Below are 18,014 nucleotides of genomic sequence, written 5' to 3'. Positions count from 1 at the left end.
GAGAAATGGTTGTGCTACTATAGAGAGAAAGAACTCGTTCAAAACCGGGGAGGCAGTGGGAAATGAGCAGTTTATTAAAAGAGGTATCCGTAGACATGATCGAAATCATTCTTGAGAACGCTTTCGAATGGTTAGTCGTCGTCGATGACGAGGGGATCATCATCTATATAAATGATAATTACTGTCGTTTTCTTGAGGTGGAGCGGGAGAAAGCGATCGGTTCACATGTGACAAGCGTGATTGAAAACACGCGAATGCATATTGTCGCTGCCAGCGGAAAAGAAGAAATGGCAGATCTTCAGTACATTAAAGGGAATTATATGATCGCCAACCGGATCCCTATTCTAGTGGACGGGAAGGTGATCGGCGCATTCGGTTCCGTCATTTTCCGGGATACGAGCGAATGGATGCAAATGAGCTCCCATGTGAAGAATATGATGTCGAAGATTCAAAGTTACATACAGGATATCAACACCGGGGTGAAATATTCCCTGAATGATATCATCGGGGATTCCCCGGGCATGAAGGAATTGAAAGACAAGGCGCAAATGATCGCCCCCAGTGATATTCAGGTCCTGATCAGAGGCGAAAGCGGAACGGGAAAAGAGCTGTTCGCCCACAGCATCCACCAGCTGAGTGAAAGAAGCGGGCAGCCGTTCATCAAAGTGAACTGTGCAGCGATCCCGGAGCAGCTCCTGGAATCAGAGCTCTTCGGTTATGAAGAAGGGGCGTTCACAGGGGCGAAAAAGGGTGGGAAGAAAGGGAAATTCCAGCTTGCCCACAAAGGGACACTGTTCCTTGATGAAATCGGGGATATGCCCCTCAATATGCAGGCGAAGCTACTCAGGGTGCTGCAGGAAGGGGAAGTCGAGGCTGTCGGATCCACACGCATCCAACATGTGGACGTCAGAATCATCGCCGCCACGAATCGCCCCCTTGAAAAGATGATGGAAGAAAAGCGGTTTCGAAGTGATTTGTATTACCGCATCAATGTCGTCCCTTTTCAGATCCCTCCCCTCCGTGAGCGGAAGGAAGATATTGAAACCCTGGCAGCCTTCTTCCTGGAAAAATCCACGAAATCATCAGGGAAACGAATTCAAGGCTTTGATCATGAGGTGATCCAGACACTTCTTGCCTACAGCTGGCCGGGGAATCTCCGGGAGTTGGAAAATGTCATCAACGCCTCGACCTATCTTTCAAACGGAAGTAACATTTCACTATTATCCCTTCCTTCTTATATGAAAACCGGGAATGTGTATGATGTTGGCACAAAAACATTAAAAGAAATTCTCGAAGAAACAGAGAAATCCGTTTTATCCCAAAGTCTGCAGGCACAACAGGATAAACGGAAGGTAGCGGAGTCCTTGGGGATAAGCAAATCCAGTTTGTATGAAAAATTACATAAGTATGAGCTTTTATAAATGAACTAACAGTCCGGAAATATGGAAAACAGTCCGTATTTCCGGACTGTTTTATTTCATAGAGAAATATTGACTAAATTGTGTCTGAATCACTTGTCTGTCCGGAATTCTGGAATCAGCAAACAGGACAGTGTCTGTGTCTCCTCATTTCCCAGTAATCAGAAAGTTGGCACAATTATTGCATGTAGTACAAGTGAACATATTTTTTGGAAAGGGGAGCGTGTTCAAGAAAAATGTAAGCGTCATCATTTGGAGAGAACAAAGGGGGAAATATCATGTTAAGCATGATCGGTCTTATTGGAGGACTCATTTTATTGATTTTTTTAACGATGAGGGGCATGAATATCCTGATCGTCGGTCCCATATCGGCATTATTCGTGGCGTTATTAAGCGGGATGCCACTATTCCCGCAATTGGCGGGTGAAGGGGAAGCAGATCTCGTCTCGAACTATATGTCAGGATTCACAAGCTTTGTCGCTGCCTGGTATCTGATGTTCTTACTCGGAGCCGTTTTTGGAAAAGTTATGGAGGACAGCGGGGCAGCAGACAGTGTCTCCCGTTTTGTAGTAGAAAAATTGGGGATGAAATATGCTGTGTTTGCCATTGTGCTTGCCTGTGCGGTATTGACATACGGGGGAGTCAGTCTCTTCGTAGTCGCATTCTCGGTTTACCCTATGGCGGTCAGTTTGTTTAAACAAGCGGATCTTCCGCGCCGTTTCATACCGGCGGCCTTGGCATTCGGCTCGGTCACATTCACCATGACCTCTGCAGGTTCACCGGAGATCCAAAACTGGATCCCGATTGAATATTTAGGTACGACACCTTATGCAGGCTGGGAAGTCAGCTTGATTGTTGCCGTGTTCATGGCGGTGTTCGGTTACTGGTGGTTAAAGCGCATGATCACCAAAGCCGTGAAAAAAGGTGAAAAGTTCCATGCCCGTGAAGAAGATCCGGTCATTGATGAAGGCAGACCGCTGCCTAACCCGTTAATGGGATTGATCCCACTACTGGTTGTACTCATCCTGGCCTTCTCATTCCACGATTCATTAAAGCAATCCGCTTTGATCATTGCCTTGCTCGGTGGCGTGATTTCTGCCTACGTGCTCAATCGCAAATACTTCAAAGGCTTCTGGGGAGCTGTTTCCGAGGGGACGGTCGGAGCATTGATCGCCATCGGGAACACGGCGGCCGTAGTCGGATTCGGAGGCGTGGCCAAAGCCGTTCCTGCCTTCAGCACAGCGGTTGATGTCATGACGAATATTCCAGGCTCACCATTGATCGGAGGAGCCATCGCCGTCAGTGTCATCGCAGGTATGACCGGTTCCGCATCGGGTGGTCAGGCGATTGCCCTGCCGATCCTTGCGCCGCACTATATGGATATGGGCGTGAATCCCGAAGCCCTTCACCGGGTCGTGGCGATTTCTTCCGGAGCACTGGATTCCCTGCCTCATAACGGATACGTCGTGACGACGATCCGCTCGATCTGTAATGAGTCACACGGGGAAGCATACGGTGCTGTAGGGGCATTGACGGTCATCGTACCTCTTATCGGATTGGCACTGGCGATTGTATTATTCACACTGGGAGTCGGGATCTAAGAAAGGAGTAGCATCATGGTTGAAAATAAAGTGGTATTCATAACAGGGGCAGCACAGGGGATCGGCTACCAGCTCGGCAAGGAATTTGCAGCTGGAGGAGCCAAAGTGGTCTTGACGGATCTGCAGGAAGGAGCCGTCCGGGAAGCTTCAGAGGCCCTGAAAGCAGGAGGATATGAGGTTCTCGGATTACGCTGTGATGTGACATCGGAATCCGAATTAAAGGAAGCCATCACCAAAACGGTGAATCACTACGGGAAGCTGGATGTCCTGATCAACAATGCCGGACTTCAGCATGTATCCCATCTTGAAGAATTTCCGACTGAAAAATTCGAGCTTTTACTGAAAGTCATGCTCACCGCGCCATTTGTCGCCATCAAGCACGCTCTTCCTCATATGAAGAAGCAGGGATCGGGACGGATCATCAACATGGCGTCCATCAACGGACTTGTCGGTTTCTCCGGAAAAGCTGCCTATAATTCGGCCAAACACGGGGTCATCGGCCTGACAAAAGTGGCGGCACTGGAAACGGCGGAGCACGGAATCACCGTGAATGCCGTTTGTCCGGGATACGTCGATACACCCCTGGTCCGCAATCAACTGGCGGATCTTGCGACGACGCGTAACGTCCCTTTTGAGCGGGTGATTGAAGAAGTCATCTATCCTCTCGTACCGCAGAAGAGACTACTCGATGTAAAAGAAATTGCAGACTACACCATGTTCCTCTGCAGCGACGCAGCAAAAGGAATTACCGGGCAGGCAGTCGTATTGGACGGAGGCTATACGGTTCAGTAGTTTGGTGGAGGAGAGACGGCCTTTTAGGAGGTCGTTTCTTTTTTATTATGTGGGTGTGGTGTCGGAGGGGACTGGGTTGAATCAGTATGGTAAAAAAAGTAAAGAAAGCTGAAGGTGAAAAAATTCTTACCGTGTAACCAACAATAGGCTTGCGCTTCTGTATATTTTTCACTAAAATAGTGAATACATATAATGTTTATCTATATTGAAACGTTGATCGGGAGTAGTAATGAGAGGTTTCTGTCGTAGAGAGTTGACGGGTGGTGAAAGTCAACCAGAAGCATCATGAACTCGCCTGCTGAGTTGCAAGTGTGAACCATTAGTAAGACTTGCCGTTTTCCGCGTTAAGGATGAATGAAGCTGAGTGCGCGTACACTAATGTGGGTGGTACCGCGGGAGAATGTACATACAAACTCTCGTCCCAAATATTTATTATTTGGGATGAGGGTTTTTTTGTTTTTAAAATAAAGGCATATGACAATCAAAGGAGGATCTCAATATGAGTTTTAATCATAGAAGTGTTGAGACGAAATGGCAGCAGTATTGGGAAGAAAATAAAACGTTCAAGGCGACGGAAGACGAAGGGAAATCCAATTTCTACGCGCTGGATATGTTCCCGTATCCTTCAGGTGCAGGTCTTCATGTAGGACATCCGGAAGGGTTTACGGCAACGGACATCCTTTCCCGCATGAAACGTATGCAAGGATACAACGTCCTTCATCCGATGGGCTGGGATGCGTTCGGTTTACCGGCTGAGCAATATGCTCTTGACACAGGAAATGACCCGGCAGAATTCACACAAAAAAATATCGATACGTTCCGCCGTCAAATCAAATCACTGGGCTTTTCGTACGATTGGGACCGTGAAGTCAATACGACGGACCCGGGCTACTACAAGTGGACTCAATGGATCTTCACGAAGCTATATGAAAAAGGATTGGCCTATGTGGATGAAGTTGCCGTTAACTGGTGTCCGGCCCTTGGCACAGTCCTTGCCAATGAAGAAGTCATCGACGGGAAGAGCGAACGCGGGGGGCATCCAGTAGAGCGCCGTCCGATGAAGCAGTGGATGCTGAAGATCACGGCTTATGCCGATCGTCTTGTTGAAGACCTTGAAGAGGTTGACTGGCCGGAGAGCATCAAAGACATGCAGCGTAACTGGATCGGCCGTTCTGAAGGAGCAGAAGTGAATTTTACCATCGATGGTCATGACAAATCATTCGATGTCTTCACGACCCGTCCGGATACGATCTTTGGTGCGACATATGCGGTTCTTGCTCCTGAGCATCCGTTTGTAGCGGAAATCACAACGGACGAACAACGCTCGAAAGTTAATGAGTACATTGATAAGATCAAGTCGAAAAGCGATCTTGAACGGACAGATCTTGCGAAAGAAAAAACGGGTGTATTCACAGGAGCGTATGCCATCAATCCTGCAAACGGTGAGAAAATGCCGATTTGGATCGCCGACTATGTTCTGATGAGCTACGGGTCCGGTGCGATCATGGCCGTTCCTGCCCATGACGAACGGGATTATGAGTTTGCGAAAGAATTCGATCTTCCAATCGTGGAAGTCGTCTCTGGCGGAAACGTGGAGGAAGAAGCTTATACAGGTGACGGAGATCATGTGAATTCCGGTTTCCTTGATGGGCTTGGTAAGGAAGAAGCAATTGCCAAAGCTATTTCCTGGTTAGAGGAGAAGAACATCGGAACGAAGAAAGTGACATATCGCCTTCGTGACTGGCTATTCAGCCGTCAACGTTATTGGGGCGAGCCGATTCCTGTCATCCATTGGGAAGACGGTACGACAACGACGGTTCCAGAGAGTGAGCTTCCCCTTGTACTTCCGAAGACGACGGAAATCAAACCCTCCGGAACAGGCGAGTCTCCACTTGCGAACATCAGTGAATGGGTGAACGTCGAGGACCCTGAAACAGGCAAAAAAGGCCGTCGTGAAACAAACACGATGCCGCAATGGGCGGGAAGCTGCTGGTACTACATCCGTTATATCGATCCACATAACGAAGATGCCCTTGCCGATGCGAAGAAAATGCAGGAGTGGCTGCCGGTCGATACGTATATCGGAGGAGCCGAGCATGCGGTCCTTCACTTGCTGTATGCACGTTTCTGGCACAAGTTCCTATATGATATCGGTGTAGTGCCAACGAAGGAGCCGTTCCAAAAACTATTCAACCAAGGAATGATCCTAGGGGAAAACAATGAAAAAATGAGTAAATCAAAAGGAAATGTCGTAAATCCTGATGAGGTTGTGGAATCTCACGGAGCCGATACCCTTCGCCTATATGAAATGTTCATGGGACCACTGGAAGCGTCCATTGCATGGAGCACAAACGGACTTGACGGAGCTCGCCGCTTCCTTGACCGTGTATGGCGCCTGCTTGTCGAGGAGGATGGCACACTTTCCTCTAAAGTGAAGGATGCACCGAACAGTGACCTTGATAAAACGTATAACCAAACCGTTAAGAAAGTGACGGAGGATTATGAAGGTCTTCGTTTCAATACAGGGATTTCCCAGCTTATGGTATTCATCAATGATGCCTACAAAGCGGAAACCCTTCCGAAGGAATACGTAGAAGGATTCATCAAGCTTCTGTCACCAATCGCACCTCATATGACAGAGGAACTTTGGAGCAAGCTTGGTCACGAAGGAACGATTTCCTACGAAGCATGGCCGACATTCGATGAGTCGAAGCTTGTGGACAACGAAGTCGAAATCGTCCTTCAAGTAAACGGTAAAGTAAAAGCCAAAGTCATGATCCCACGTGACATGACCAAAGATGACCTGGAAAAAACAGCGATGGAAAACGATGAAATCAAAACACAAATCGAAGGCAAAACCATCCGCAAAGTCATCGCCGTACCAGGCAAACTAGTCAACATCGTAGCCAACTGATAATGGTGAGGGACGGACCTCGAAATCGGCCTGTTTTTAAGCGTAAATCGCTTTAAATCAGCATTTCGATGAGGTCCGTCCCTCTCTTTGAGTCTGATATTTTTGTTTGGGGGACAGGCTTTGGTATAATCGTGTTGAATAATGATTGAATGTGGAAAGGAAGTTGTGAAGAATGGATAGTATTAAAACGATTACGACGGATGAGCTGGAGCAGAAGTTGAAGAACGGTGAAGATCTGCTTTTGGTGGATGTTCGTGAAGATGAAGAAGTGGCAGAAGGGATGATCCCGGGAGCGAAGCATATCAAGATGGGGGAAATCCCTGAGTCACTGGATCAGTTTGATAAGGATAAAGAATACATCTTTATCTGCCGTTCAGGCAACCGCAGCGGAAATGTCGCTCACTACATGCAGGAGCAAGGGTATAAAGTGGTGAACATGGAAGGCGGCATGATGAACTGGGCCGGGGATACAGCTGAGAAGAAATAATGGGTTAAATGAAAAAACACGTTNNAACGTGTTTTTTCATTTAACTTATTTTAATCATGTTCTTTACCCGTATCATATTCAGCCAGTGCAACAGCAATTTTATCTTCAATATCCCTTAGATTACTAGCCATAAAGTTATTTAAGATGATGGAAAATACAAGATCCTTTCCGTCTTTAGTCGTTACATAGCCGGAAAGAGAGGTAGCTCCTGTAATCGTTCCCGTCTTGGCTTTTACATTCCCTTCAGCAAGGGTACCTTTCATACGGTTTCTCAAGGTTCCTCCCTCCAGCCTGTTACTTGCACCTGCAACTGGAAGAGCGTTCAGATAAGTCGGATACCATTCTTCTTGTTGAACCGAATAGAGTAACATGGACAATTCATTTGCGGGGATGTTCGTTACATGCGATATACCAGAGCCATCTCGAATTCGCATGGTATCTGTATTTAATCCCCTTATTGAAACGTAGTCTTCAAGCACTTCAAGCCCTTTTTCCCAACTACCATCATGGTGAACCACCTGTCCCATTTCTTTCACTAACGTTTCAGCAATCGTATTGTTACTCAGCTTCATGAAGGGAATCAATAATTCAGAGAGTGGCATGGATTCTCTTGTAAACAGGACTTCAGCATCTGCTGGGGTTTCTCCGTAATCACCCTGTTGTTGTTTGACATGGACTCCTGCTTGTACAAGTGATTTCTTGAATAAGTCCAGTGCATAACCAGTAGGTTCCCAAAGCGTCACCCAAGACCGTGCAGTTGAACTATCGACCGGTATAGAACCTTCTACCACAATATTGTTGGACCCATGTTCTCGAGTTACGCTGATCGATCGTGTTCCGCTTTCGATGGTTTTCGTTTTGTTAATGATGGTCGGATAGTCTGTCTCAGGAGAAAGTTTAATGTCTGCCGGCTGTCCGGCTTGTGCAGGGGAAGTTTCAACGATGACGGTACCAGCATCATAATCCGTATCTGGTGAAGCTGTAAGAGCTGAGATTTGAGCACCGTAGTAATACGATTCATCACTCCAGATCATATCTTCAGAGAGCCTAACCGAGTTATACCAACTGTCATCTGCAATGATATTCCCTTGGATTGTTTCGATATGATTGGACTTAATGAATGCGGCCATTTTATCAAAATCCTCTTTTAAAAGTGTAGGGTCGCCTTTTCCTTTTAGATATAGGTTTCCTTTCAAGACATTGCCGACAATCTTTCCATCGGTTAGTATTTCTGTTTTAAATGTATAATCGGGCCCGAGTGTATGAAGGGCAGCGGCTGCAGTAAGAAGCTTCATATTAGAGGCAGTTTTCAGACGTATATCTCCTAAGCGGTCAATAATGATTTCACCACTTTCAGCATTGCGCACACTGACCGAACCGATGGCTCCATCCAAGCGTTCATCTGCCAGTATATTGTGAATCCTGTCCTCTAGATCTCCATATTCCATTGATGCGTTTGCTGTTGAAGGATTCTCGGTGGAGTGTAAGGGGGTTAAGATTAGGGTGAAAAGAAATAAAATGGCTAGCATACGGTTCCTGGTTGATTGTAAGTGCTTCATTCATATCCCTCCTAAATAAGTAATGTACTTATAATAAATGAAAATTTAGAAAATTTTAATAAGTTTGAGGGATATATACAAAAAATGAATATATTGTCATATTATACGATGCTTTAATCGGATAGAATATGTAACCTTTCTCTTAGTGGGACTCTTGTAAGTCGCATTGAAGGGAGTTTGGGGATATTTTGGTGGAAGTGCAAAGAAGGATATTTTATCAAGCGGAAAGGAAGATCCACTTAAATATTTCTACCCAATTGTTTGAAAACTCACTTTTCTGACAATACTGATACCAAAAACAATCCGGGAGGGGATTCCATGATCCAGGTAAAGGTCTTCGACTACGAGCATGAAAAAGATTTAGAGAAAGATATGAACCATTTCCTCAGTAAAATGGATGATAAAAAGATCGTCGATATTAAATATCACGTAGCGGCGATGTCGGAGGAAGTGGAGGACCAGATCTACTGTTTTTCGGCCATGGTGGTGTATAGAAAATAAAAAAGGTTGATCGCTCAGAATATGAGGATCAACCTTCTTTTTTTACCATCAAACTTTTGCTGCATTCAACCCTGCCAGACGGCCGGTGACCAGGGCAGAGGTAATATTGTATCCACCTGTGTATCCGTGGATATCAAGCACTTCCCCGCAGAAGAAGAGGCCGTTCATTTTTTTCGAAGCCATCGTTTTTGGCTCGATTTCTTTGATGGACACCCCTCCGCCTGTTACAAAGGCTTTATCAATGGAGAGTGTGCCGTTCACATTGAAGGTGAATTGCTTTAAGAGCTTTGCGAAATGACGGATCTTCTCTGAAGAGATGTGATCCCCTTTTTCATCATGATCGATTTCTGCACGATCCAGTAAAAACAGCAGATATCGCTCAGGGACGAGACCTTTGAAGATATTCTTCGCCGCTTTCTTTCCATCTTCCTTTACCTGCTTATGGATGGACTGGAAGAGCTGCTCTTCATTTTGATCGGGCATGGAGTCGATCTGCATGGCGACATGTGTCAGGTTCCATTTTTTCATGGCCTTCACCACGTATTGACTGCAGCGGAGCACGGCCGGTCCGGAAATGCCGAGATGGGTAAAAATCATGTCCATTTTATGGGTGATGATTTTTTTTCCTTTCGGATTCAATACGCTTAAATCGACGCTACGCAGGGAAAGGCCCTGAAGCTCTTTCTTTTTGATAAAAGGCTCGTCCGACGTAAGGGGAACTTCCGTAGGAAACAGATCCGTGATCGTATGACCGGCTTTCGTCGCCCATGGATATCCGTCCCCGGTCGATCCCGTATGAGGGACGGACTTTCCTCCGACCGCGATCACGACAGCATTGGCTGCGATCGTGGTCCCGTCTTTTAAGAGGATGCCGACCGTCTTGCCGTTTTCATACAGCACTTCCTCGACACTTGTGCTTGTCCGGGTGTCGACCTTCAATTCCTTCATGCGCGTCAATAATGCTTCGACCACATCCATGGCCCGGTTCGATACCGGGAACATCCTTCCGTGATCTTCTTCTTTTAATTGAATACCAAGTTTCTCAAAGAAAGAGATGATATCTTCATTATTAAACTCAGAAAACGCGCTATATAAAAAACGTCCGTTTCCCGGGATATGCTTGATGATTTCCTCAACGGGTAGCCGGTTGGTCACGTTGCAGCGTCCGCCTCCTGAAATGGCGAGCTTTCTGCCAAGCTTGGTTCCTTTATCGACAAGGAGGACTTTCGCGCCGTTTTCCCCGGCTGCGATACTGGCCATCAGGCCGGACGGTCCCCCGCCTATGACGATGACATCGTATTTCTTTACCATAATTTTCACCAACTTTACCTATTCGCTTCTTATTAAGAAGTTTCACCTTATTTTAAATGGGATGGGTTTTAAATACAACATTCGAAAAAAATTGTCATTCGAATCGTACAGTAGTAAACTACTGATAGTGTGTAAATTACTGAGTTGATTTTATTTTGTTTGTTTAACGGGCAACAAGATATATAGAGAGGGATACTATGTCGTCTAAATTAATAAGAGGAACGTTTATCTTGACGTTAGGGACCTTTATTTCAAAGTTTTTGGGTCTTTTTTATGTTATACCGTTTGATGATTTGTTAAAAGGTCATGAAGAAGGGGCATCCCTTTATCAATATGGGTATGTGCCTTATACGATCTTTCTGACTGTAGCGACTGCGGGAGTGCCACTGGCCGTTTCAAAATTCGTTTCAAAATATAATGCCATCGGGGAATATGCCGTAGGGCGGAAGTTATTCAAATCCGGATTGGTGCTGATGACGCTGACGGGGGTCGTATCATTCCTCATCATGTATGCATTCGCACCGATTTTTGCCGGAATGACGATTAAAAGCGATGAGCAGGTCATTTCCGTGGCGCAGGTGACCACGGTCATCCGGGCCGTCAGTTTTGCACTGATCATCATTCCGTTCATGAGTTTGATCCGGGGATTCTTCCAGGGGCACCAGTCCATGGGGCCGACGGCGGTTTCCCAGGTGATCGAACAGATTGTCCGGATCGTCTTCCTTCTTGGCGGGATTTATGTTGTATTGAACATACTCGATGGAACCGTGACCACGGCGATTTCCGTTGCGACATTCGCGGCGTTTGTAGGGGGGCTTGCGAGTCTTGGTGCCCTGATCTGGTATTGGTATAAGCGAAAGCCTCATTTGGACGAGCTCCTTGAAGAGGACCGCGGAAACGAAGAGATTTCGTTAAAAGCGATGTACAAAGAAATCATTGCCTATTCAATTCCATTCATCTTCGTGGGTCTTGCCAATCCATTGTTCCAGCTGGTGGATCAGATCACCTTCAATACCGCCATGGCGGATATCGGCAACGCAAAAATTTCCGATCATGCGTTTGCCGTATTGAACTTTTATACGCATAAGCTCGTGATCATCCCGGTGTCATTGGCAACAGCCTTTTCCATGACGCTCATTCCGCTGATTACGACGTCGTACACGAGCGGTGACCGGAAAACGATGCGCCGGAACATCGACCAGACGTTTCAGATTCTGTTGTTTCTGACGGTGCCGGCAGCACTGGGGCTTGCCCTGTTAGCCGAGCCTATGTATACGCTCTTCTATCACAGTGATGCCCTCGGAACCTCGATTTTACGTTCCTATGCACCTGTCGCGATCCTGTTTGCTTTATTCGCGGTCACAGCAGCGATCCTTCAAGGGATTGATGAGCAGAAGTTCACGATTTTCAGCCTGCTTGTCGGCCTGCTCCTGAAGCTGGTCCTGAACATCCCGTTGATTCGCCTGCTGGAAACCCAAGGGGCAGTGCTTGCGACAACGATCGGATATGCAGTGGCCATCCTGATCAATCTTTATATAATCAAAAAATATGCGAGATATCAATTCCAGTTGATATTAAGAAGAACGATGTTTATCGGAGCGCTGAATGCCGTCATGGCCGGGGTCGTATTGGTTTTATATCACTTCCTTGTTAAATTCCTCAGCCCGGAAACAGGATTCCAATCGATCGTCCTTGTAGCCATCTGCGGTGGGGTGGGAGCCCTCGTCTACTTCTACCTGAGTTTAAGAAGTAAGCTAGCAGACCGGCTGTTCGGTGATAAAATAACGAGAATTCGCAGTAAGCTGCGGATAGGGTAGGGAAAAAGGGATGATGCATGCCGCTCATCCCTTTTTCTTATTGAGAAGGCACTACCGATTAGAATAGCCAAGCTGTCTCTCAAGGCGTTCTACTTTTCTCTCTAAGCGGTCCACTTTGCGGTCGAGCCGTTCGTACTGCCGTTCAAGCCTGTCTAATCGATCGTTTATACCGCCACCACCAAAGCCTTGCCCTGGATAGCCCTGATACTGTCCCTGTCCGGCGCCTGGAAGTGGAATCGGGAACAGAATTCCTCCCGACCCTTGCTGTCTATAAGGATACATAGGTTCACCTCATTCGTATTGATCAAAGTTGCTTATCAATAGTAGCCTATGTTAAGAATAGAAAGATGAGTGGGTAACAGCCCAGTAACGATATGAAAGTGAAATAGAATGAAAACTGACGGAGAGTGAATGAAATGAGAATAGATAAAATGCTAGCGAATATGGGCTATGGAAGCCGGAAGGAAGTAAAGAAATTATTAAAGGATGGCGGGCTTCAAGTAAACGGGGAAGTCATCAAGGACGGAAAGGTCCATATCGATACGGAAAAGGATACAGTCATGCTGTACGGTGAACAGGTGGAGTATCGTGAATACATCTATCTTTTGATGAATAAGCCGCCAGGTGTCATTTCTGCAACTGAAGACGGCCAGGATGAAACCGTGATCGATTTACTCCAGCTGGAAGATCAAATCTTCAATCCGTTTCCCGTTGGAAGACTTGATAAGGATACAGAGGGATTCCTTCTGATCACGAATGACGGCCAATTATCCCATCAGCTTCTCTCACCGAAGCGCCATGTGCCGAAAACATATTTTGCCGTGATTGACGGAGAAGTGACGGAAGCGGATGTGGAAGCGTTCAGAAACGGCGTCACATTGGATGATGGCTACGAAACGAAGCCGGGGGAACTGACGATCTTAAAATCAGGCCTGACTTCAGACATAGAGCTGACGATTACCGAGGGGAAATTCCATCAGGTGAAAAGGATGTTCGAAAGTGTCGGCAAGCGCGTCGTCTATCTGAAGCGCCTGACAATGGGGCCCCTCGAGCTTGACGAAGACCTGGAGCTTGGTGAGTACCGCGAACTGACGGAAGAGGAAGTAACCCTTCTCAAGGAATATAAGCCGGAATAAAAAAACGGGGCAGCACCCTTCGGTAAAGGGGCTGTCCCGTTTCTTTGTTATTTTAGTCCGTTATTAGTTCTTTTAAGTTTAGGCGGTAGCCGCCAATGTCTGTTTAAGAAGTCATCTTCACTTTCTTCTCTGTAGTTGTCCACTGACCCCGACTCGGGCTTTGTACCAGGTCATTATAGGCTAACACGTTGAGATCTCTTTGTATGGTGCGAGGAGTAATGCCAAATTCGTCTACAAGATCTTGAGTTGTTACAGTACCCTTCTGTTTGATGTACATGTATACAGCTTTGATTCTAGTGAGCATACGATTGGTTGAAGGTTTCAAAAAACCACTCCCTCATCATTTTTCCAAAGGCAAAGACTGCGATCGTCGTTTGTGCACCTCACGTGCTACCATATGTAATATGCGCTTTAGACAACCCCTTTTCTACTTATAAAGTTTACTCATAAGATGTCAGACAATTACATTGTACCCCTAATCCGACAAAATTTCTAGAATATTGTCCAAATTTACAAACAATTAACGTAGTAACTTCATGGATGTATTACTAGAATATGAAGAAAATGCTAAAAATATGTATTTTTTCTGTATTCATGCTCTTTGGGCTGCCGGGCAAGAAAGAGTCGCGACTTGTTTCCTGGAGCAAAAAGTCATTCGCCCCGTTTGGATTTCCCCGTCAAACAGTATAAAATGGGAGGGGAAGAAAATACATATAAAGCAGGTGGAAGTCTATGAGTATCGATTGGACAAATGAAGTCGAGAAACGGAAAGATGATTTGCTTCAGGACTTGCAGAAGTTCCTTCAGATTAAAAGTGTGCTGGATGAAGAGGGTGCAACAGAAGAAGCGCCACTTGGAAAAGGTGTGAAGGAAGCTCTGTCTTACCTGTTGACGCTGGGTGAAAAAGACGGATTCACTCCTAAGAACGTCGATCATCTTGCAGGGCATTTAGAATTCGGTGAAGGGAAGGACCTTCTCGGCATCCTGTGTCATGTGGATGTGGTTCCTGAAGGGGACGGATGGAGCGTCGACCCATATGGCGGTGAGATCAAGGACGGGAAGATCTATGCCCGTGGAGCGATCGATGACAAGGGCCCGACCATGGCCGCTTATTATGCCATGAAAATCGTCAAGGATCTGGATCCGACCTTCAATAAGAGGATCCGCATGATCATCGGAACGGATGAAGAAAGCGACTGGAGATGCGTGGAGCATTATTTCAAAAACGAGGAAATGCCGACGATGGGATTCGCTCCCGATGCCGACTTCCCGATCATCCATGCGGAGAAGGGGATCGCGGATTATGATTTGGTTCAGGTGAAACGCGAAGAGGACGCCGAGCCGGGGATCAAAGTCCTTTCCTTCGAGTCAGGCCGCCGCTACAACATGGTTCCCGACTATGCCAAGGCGATTCTGTTTGTCGATGAAGATCACACCAAATGGGTGCAGAACTTTGAGATCTTCACGAAAGAAGAAGGGGTCAAGGGAAGTTATTATCTTGAAAATGGAGAGCTTGTATTCCAGGTGGAAGGCGTGTCTTCACACGGAATGGAACCTGATAACGGAAAGAATGCCGGACTTTACCTAGCAGCATTCCTATCAAAGCTGCCGCTATCCTCTCAAGGAAAGCAGTTCTTTGAGTTCACGGCGAAGCATTTCTTCAAGGACTCGAGGGGGATCCAGCTCGGTGTCAGCTACACCGACGACATTACGGGGGATCTGACCATCAATGTAGGGAAGCTCCGCTATACGGAAGCTGAAGGCGGACGACTGGGTCTGAACATGCGTTATCCTGTTACGTTCGATATGGAAAAAGGAAAGAGCATCATTGAGAACATCGAGGGCTATTCGATCGAGAATTTCTCAGACAGTAAGCCGCATCATGTTTCCAAGGATGATGAGCTCGTGCAGACCCTGAAAAAAGTATATGAAGATCAAACAGGCGAAAGAGGAGAATTATTAAGCATCGGCGGAGGGACATACGCGAGAAGTCTTGAAGCAGGTGTAGCCTTTGGGGCATTATTCCCGGGCCGTGAAGATATTGCCCATCAGAAGGATGAATATATGTACATCGAGGATCTCCTTAAAGCGACGGCCATTTACGCCCAGGCGATTTATGAATTAGCATGTGAATCTTAAGAGGGACAAAGGGAGAGAAGAGGATGAACACAGTATTTGTGAATGGGGAACTAGTCGGTCGCGATAAAGCCAAGATCGATATCGAGGATCGCGGATACCAATTCGGGGACGGCATTTATGAAGTGATCCGGGTATACGACGGAAAGACGTTCACCATGAAAGAGCATATGGAAAGACTGTATCAAAGTGCTGAGAAGATGAAGCTTTCCATTCCGTACGGAGAAGAGGAATTCACGACGAAGCTTATGGAATTGATCGAGCTCAACGGGGTCAAAGACGGGATTGTGTACTTACAAGTGACGCGCGGTGTTTCCCCGCGTCAGCACCATTTTCCTGCAAAGGGCGTCCGGGGAAGCGTCGTTGCCTATACGAAGGATTACCCGGTCCCGACTCATCAGATGGAGCAAGGGGTCACGGCCAAGCTTGTCGAGGATATCAGGTGGCTGCGCTGTGACATCAAGAGCCTGAATCTTCTTGGGAACCTTTTGGCGAAAGAGGAGGCAGCTTCCGAGGGGCACTTCGAAGCAATCTTGCATCGCGGCGATACGGTGACGGAAGGCTCCTCTTCCAATGCCTTCATGATAAAAAATGGGGTCATTTACACACATCCCGTGACAAACCTGATCCTGAATGGAATCACGAGAAGAGTCATTGAAGATCTATGCAGGAAAAATGAGATCTCTTTTCAGGAAAAAATATTTTCCGTTTCTGAGCTGATGGAAGCGGATGAGGCGTTCATTGCCAGTACCACCTCGGAAGTGATGCCGGTCGTCGAAATAGATGGACAGGTGATCGGGGATGGAAAACCTGGTACCGTCACCAAAAGGCTTCAGGCATTATTCAGTGAAAGAAAAGGGAATGAAGCGAGTTAAACAAGTTGGAGGCATTACATGTTGATTTGTTCACAACCATTCATGAAGACCGAACGAAGAATAGAAGACAACCAGCAATTCACGGTAGAGACAGAGGAGCATCTGTATTTGTACAATGACCGGATCGTCACTCCTACGAGAAGCTTCATCATCAAAGATGTGATGGACGTGACGAGTAAGCCTCTGTCCGCTTACTACACGTTTTTGTATCTTCATACGATCGAAGGGGTCTGGACGTTCGTCGTGAAATCTTCTCCGGAACAATTCATCGCACACTATCATAAGGTCAAATGAACATAAAAGAGGCTGCTCCGTCTATAGGGGCAGCCTCTTATTGTTAAAATCTGAACAGATCACTCGACAGGTAGCGTTCCCCTGTATCGCAGGCGATGCATACCACCACATCTTCAGGTGACAATTTCTTTGCCACTTCTATGGCTGCGTAACAAGCAGCACCTGATGAAGGTCCCACCAGAATTCCTTCTTCGCTTGCCATTCTGCGTGCGATATCGTAAGCCTGTTCGTCTTCGATCTTATGGATTTCATCATAGACATCCGTGTTCAGGATATCGGGAACAAATCCCGGACTTGTACCGACCAGCTTATGCTTCCCCGGTTTTCCACCCGAGAGGACAGGAGATCCCGCAGGCTCCACAACATGGACGGCGAGTTCCGGATAATGCTCTTTCAACACCTCTCCCGTTCCCGTGATCGTTCCACCGGTACCGGCCGTTGCAACGAATGCAGATAACGGTTTCCCGATTTCCTTCATGGCTTCCACAATCTCGATCGCCGTTGTTTTTCGGTGGGCATCCGGGTTTGCATCGTTTTCGAACTGCATAGGCATGAAGCTGTTTGGAATCTGCTCTGTCAGTTCTTTCGCTTTTTCAATGGCACCAGGCATTTTCTCGTCCCCAGGTGTCAACACCACTTCTGCTCCATACGCCTTGAGGAGGTTGATACGCTCCTGTGTCATCGTATCAGGCATCACGAGGATTGCGCGATAGCCCCTTGCCGCGGCATTCATGGCAAGTCCGATACCCGTATTTCCACTTGTAGGTTCGATGATGGTGGAGCCTTCCTTTAAGAAGCCTTCCTTTTCCGCTTCTAAAATCATCTGATAAGCCGCTCTGTCCTTCACACTTTTACTCGGGTTGTAGAATTCTAATTTCACATACACATCCGCTCCGTCAGCGGGGTTCAATCGGTTTAATTTTACAAGGGGGGTGTCCCCGATCAAATCTGCGATATTTTGTACCACTTTCATGTTCAACTTCCTTTCAGAAATCATTCTCCTTCTATCGTACTAATTCAGATAAATCTTATCAAATAAATAAACTTTGTATTTCATTTTTATTGCATTTCCTTCTAGTCATTCTCTCTCATGACACATTTTGCTAAAATGAAGGTAATAATAAAAAGAAAAGCGAGGACTGGTTGATTTCCGCTCCAGGTGCTCGCTTTCCG

The 18,014-nt window shown here is 46.6% G+C and carries 16 protein-coding genes and 1 other annotated feature; of the genes, 11 read left to right on the top strand and 5 right to left on the bottom strand.

The window, feature by feature from the left end; all coding sequences use genetic code 11:
* The first annotated feature begins 62 nt into the window (after positions 1-62).
* The 5 genes from CN378_RS15970 to CN378_RS15950 all read left to right on the top strand — a co-directional run bounded on the left by CN378_RS15970 (position 63) and on the right by CN378_RS15950 (position 7,212).
* A complete protein-coding gene (locus CN378_RS15970; RefSeq protein ID WP_098353455.1) occupies positions 63-1,421 on the top strand; it encodes a sigma-54 interaction domain-containing protein in 1,359 nt (452 codons plus the stop codon).
* A gap of 275 nt (positions 1,422-1,696) precedes the next feature.
* Positions 1,697-3,019, top strand: coding sequence for a GntP family permease (locus tag CN378_RS15965; protein ID WP_098353453.1), 1,323 nt, complete (start codon positions 1,697-1,699; stop codon positions 3,017-3,019).
* Between the two features lie 15 nt (positions 3,020-3,034).
* A complete protein-coding gene (locus CN378_RS15960) occupies positions 3,035-3,811 on the top strand; it encodes a 3-hydroxybutyrate dehydrogenase (protein WP_098353451.1) in 777 nt (258 codons plus the stop codon).
* Positions 3,812-4,015: 204 nt separating this feature from the next.
* Positions 4,016-4,238: a binding site (T-box leader), on the top strand.
* Between the two features lie 72 nt (positions 4,239-4,310).
* Positions 4,311-6,725 carry a leucine--tRNA ligase gene (leuS, locus tag CN378_RS15955; protein WP_098353450.1) on the top strand — a complete coding sequence of 805 codons (2,415 nt, stop codon included), beginning with the start codon at positions 4,311-4,313 and terminating at the stop codon, positions 6,723-6,725.
* Between the two features lie 172 nt (positions 6,726-6,897).
* On the top strand, positions 6,898-7,212 hold the full coding sequence (locus tag CN378_RS15950) for a rhodanese-like domain-containing protein (protein ID WP_098353448.1): 315 nt from the start codon (positions 6,898-6,900) through the stop codon (positions 7,210-7,212).
* Between the two features lie 50 nt (positions 7,213-7,262).
* Here CN378_RS15950 and dacB read toward each other — a convergent pair whose 3' ends face one another.
* Positions 7,263-8,771, bottom strand: a complete 1,509-nt coding sequence (gene dacB, locus CN378_RS15945) for a D-alanyl-D-alanine carboxypeptidase/D-alanyl-D-alanine endopeptidase (protein ID WP_098353446.1) — start codon at positions 8,769-8,771, stop codon at positions 7,263-7,265.
* Between the two features lie 318 nt (positions 8,772-9,089).
* Here dacB and CN378_RS15940 point away from each other — a divergent pair, with 318 nt between their 5' ends.
* Positions 9,090-9,272: a sporulation protein Cse60 gene (locus CN378_RS15940; RefSeq protein ID WP_034765594.1), complete on the top strand. Its 183-nt coding sequence runs from the start codon at positions 9,090-9,092 to the stop codon at positions 9,270-9,272.
* 48 nt (positions 9,273-9,320) lie between these two features.
* Here CN378_RS15940 and CN378_RS15935 read toward each other — a convergent pair whose 3' ends face one another.
* Positions 9,321-10,583, bottom strand: coding sequence for a BaiN/RdsA family NAD(P)/FAD-dependent oxidoreductase (locus CN378_RS15935; RefSeq protein WP_098353445.1), 1,263 nt, complete (start codon positions 10,581-10,583; stop codon positions 9,321-9,323).
* 197 nt (positions 10,584-10,780) lie between these two features.
* Between CN378_RS15935 and CN378_RS15930 the strand changes: the two genes are divergently transcribed.
* On the top strand, positions 10,781-12,400 hold the full coding sequence (locus CN378_RS15930; protein WP_098353443.1) for a putative polysaccharide biosynthesis protein: 1,620 nt from the start codon (positions 10,781-10,783) through the stop codon (positions 12,398-12,400).
* A 51-nt stretch (positions 12,401-12,451) separates the two neighbouring features.
* Here the strand turns inward: CN378_RS15930 and CN378_RS15925 are convergent, their stop codons facing one another.
* The gene (locus CN378_RS15925; RefSeq protein ID WP_257141164.1) at positions 12,452-12,682 is read right to left on the bottom strand and encodes a hypothetical protein; all 231 of its coding nucleotides are present in this window, start codon (positions 12,680-12,682) and stop codon (positions 12,452-12,454) included.
* Positions 12,683-12,816: 134 nt separating this feature from the next.
* On the opposite strand from CN378_RS15925, the gene CN378_RS15920 reads away from it, so the two are divergent.
* Positions 12,817-13,536, top strand: coding sequence for a pseudouridine synthase (locus tag CN378_RS15920; RefSeq protein ID WP_098353441.1), 720 nt, complete (start codon positions 12,817-12,819; stop codon positions 13,534-13,536).
* 103 nt (positions 13,537-13,639) lie between these two features.
* Here the strand turns inward: CN378_RS15920 and CN378_RS15915 are convergent, their stop codons facing one another.
* Entirely contained in the window at positions 13,640-13,861 is a 222-nt protein-coding gene (locus CN378_RS15915) for a DeoR family transcriptional regulator (protein ID WP_044340309.1), read from the bottom strand.
* A 407-nt stretch (positions 13,862-14,268) separates the two neighbouring features.
* Here CN378_RS15915 and pepV point away from each other — a divergent pair, with 407 nt between their 5' ends.
* From pepV to CN378_RS15900, 3 genes are read left to right on the top strand one after another with little or no spacing between them, the layout of a single operon-like run.
* A complete protein-coding gene (pepV, locus tag CN378_RS15910) occupies positions 14,269-15,675 on the top strand; it encodes a dipeptidase PepV (RefSeq protein ID WP_098353439.1) in 1,407 nt (468 codons plus the stop codon).
* Between the two features lie 23 nt (positions 15,676-15,698).
* Positions 15,699-16,547, top strand: a complete 849-nt coding sequence (gene dat, locus CN378_RS15905) for a D-amino-acid transaminase (protein ID WP_098353437.1) — start codon at positions 15,699-15,701, stop codon at positions 16,545-16,547.
* An 18-nt stretch (positions 16,548-16,565) separates the two neighbouring features.
* Positions 16,566-16,841 (top strand): hypothetical protein, encoded by a 276-nt coding sequence (locus tag CN378_RS15900; RefSeq protein ID WP_098353435.1) that lies wholly within the window; start codon positions 16,566-16,568, stop codon positions 16,839-16,841.
* A 43-nt stretch (positions 16,842-16,884) separates the two neighbouring features.
* Here CN378_RS15900 and cysK read toward each other — a convergent pair whose 3' ends face one another.
* Positions 16,885-17,814 carry a cysteine synthase A gene (gene cysK / locus CN378_RS15895; RefSeq protein ID WP_098353523.1) on the bottom strand — a complete coding sequence of 310 codons (930 nt, stop codon included), beginning with the start codon at positions 17,812-17,814 and terminating at the stop codon, positions 16,885-16,887.
* Positions 17,815-18,014 lie beyond the last annotated feature (200 nt).

Source organism: Bacillus sp. AFS015802 (genome assembly GCF_002561455.1).
Classification (GTDB): domain Bacteria; phylum Bacillota; class Bacilli; order Bacillales; family Bacillaceae_B; genus Rossellomorea.
Note: the sequence above shows the minus strand (reverse complement) of the source record. Positions and strands in the feature narration are given on the sequence as shown.

Bases quoted from the DNA above. Each gene is read 5' to 3' on its own strand.
- cysK (WP_098353523.1), bottom strand. From the start codon at position 17,814: ATGAAAGTGGTACAAAATATCGCAGATTTGATCGGGGACACCCCCCTT.
- CN378_RS15920 (WP_098353441.1), top strand. From the start codon at position 12,817: ATGAGAATAGATAAAATGCTAGCGAATATGGGCTATGGAAGCCGGAAG.
- CN378_RS15940 (WP_034765594.1), top strand. From the start codon at position 9,090: ATGATCCAGGTAAAGGTCTTCGACTACGAGCATGAAAAAGATTTAGAG.
- CN378_RS15900 (WP_098353435.1), top strand. From the start codon at position 16,566: ATGTTGATTTGTTCACAACCATTCATGAAGACCGAACGAAGAATAGAA.
- dacB (WP_098353446.1), bottom strand. From the start codon at position 8,771: ATGAAGCACTTACAATCAACCAGGAACCGTATGCTAGCCATTTTATTT.
- CN378_RS15925 (WP_257141164.1), bottom strand. From the start codon at position 12,682: ATGTATCCTTATAGACAGCAAGGGTCGGGAGGAATTCTGTTCCCGATT.
- CN378_RS15950 (WP_098353448.1), top strand. From the start codon at position 6,898: ATGGATAGTATTAAAACGATTACGACGGATGAGCTGGAGCAGAAGTTG.
- CN378_RS15965 (WP_098353453.1), top strand. From the start codon at position 1,697: ATGTTAAGCATGATCGGTCTTATTGGAGGACTCATTTTATTGATTTTT.
- CN378_RS15935 (WP_098353445.1), bottom strand. From the start codon at position 10,583: ATGGTAAAGAAATACGATGTCATCGTCATAGGCGGGGGACCGTCCGGC.
- pepV (WP_098353439.1), top strand. From the start codon at position 14,269: ATGAGTATCGATTGGACAAATGAAGTCGAGAAACGGAAAGATGATTTG.
- dat (WP_098353437.1), top strand. From the start codon at position 15,699: ATGAACACAGTATTTGTGAATGGGGAACTAGTCGGTCGCGATAAAGCC.
- CN378_RS15930 (WP_098353443.1), top strand. From the start codon at position 10,781: ATGTCGTCTAAATTAATAAGAGGAACGTTTATCTTGACGTTAGGGACC.
- leuS (WP_098353450.1), top strand. From the start codon at position 4,311: ATGAGTTTTAATCATAGAAGTGTTGAGACGAAATGGCAGCAGTATTGG.
- CN378_RS15970 (WP_098353455.1), top strand. From the start codon at position 63: ATGAGCAGTTTATTAAAAGAGGTATCCGTAGACATGATCGAAATCATT.
- CN378_RS15960 (WP_098353451.1), top strand. From the start codon at position 3,035: ATGGTTGAAAATAAAGTGGTATTCATAACAGGGGCAGCACAGGGGATC.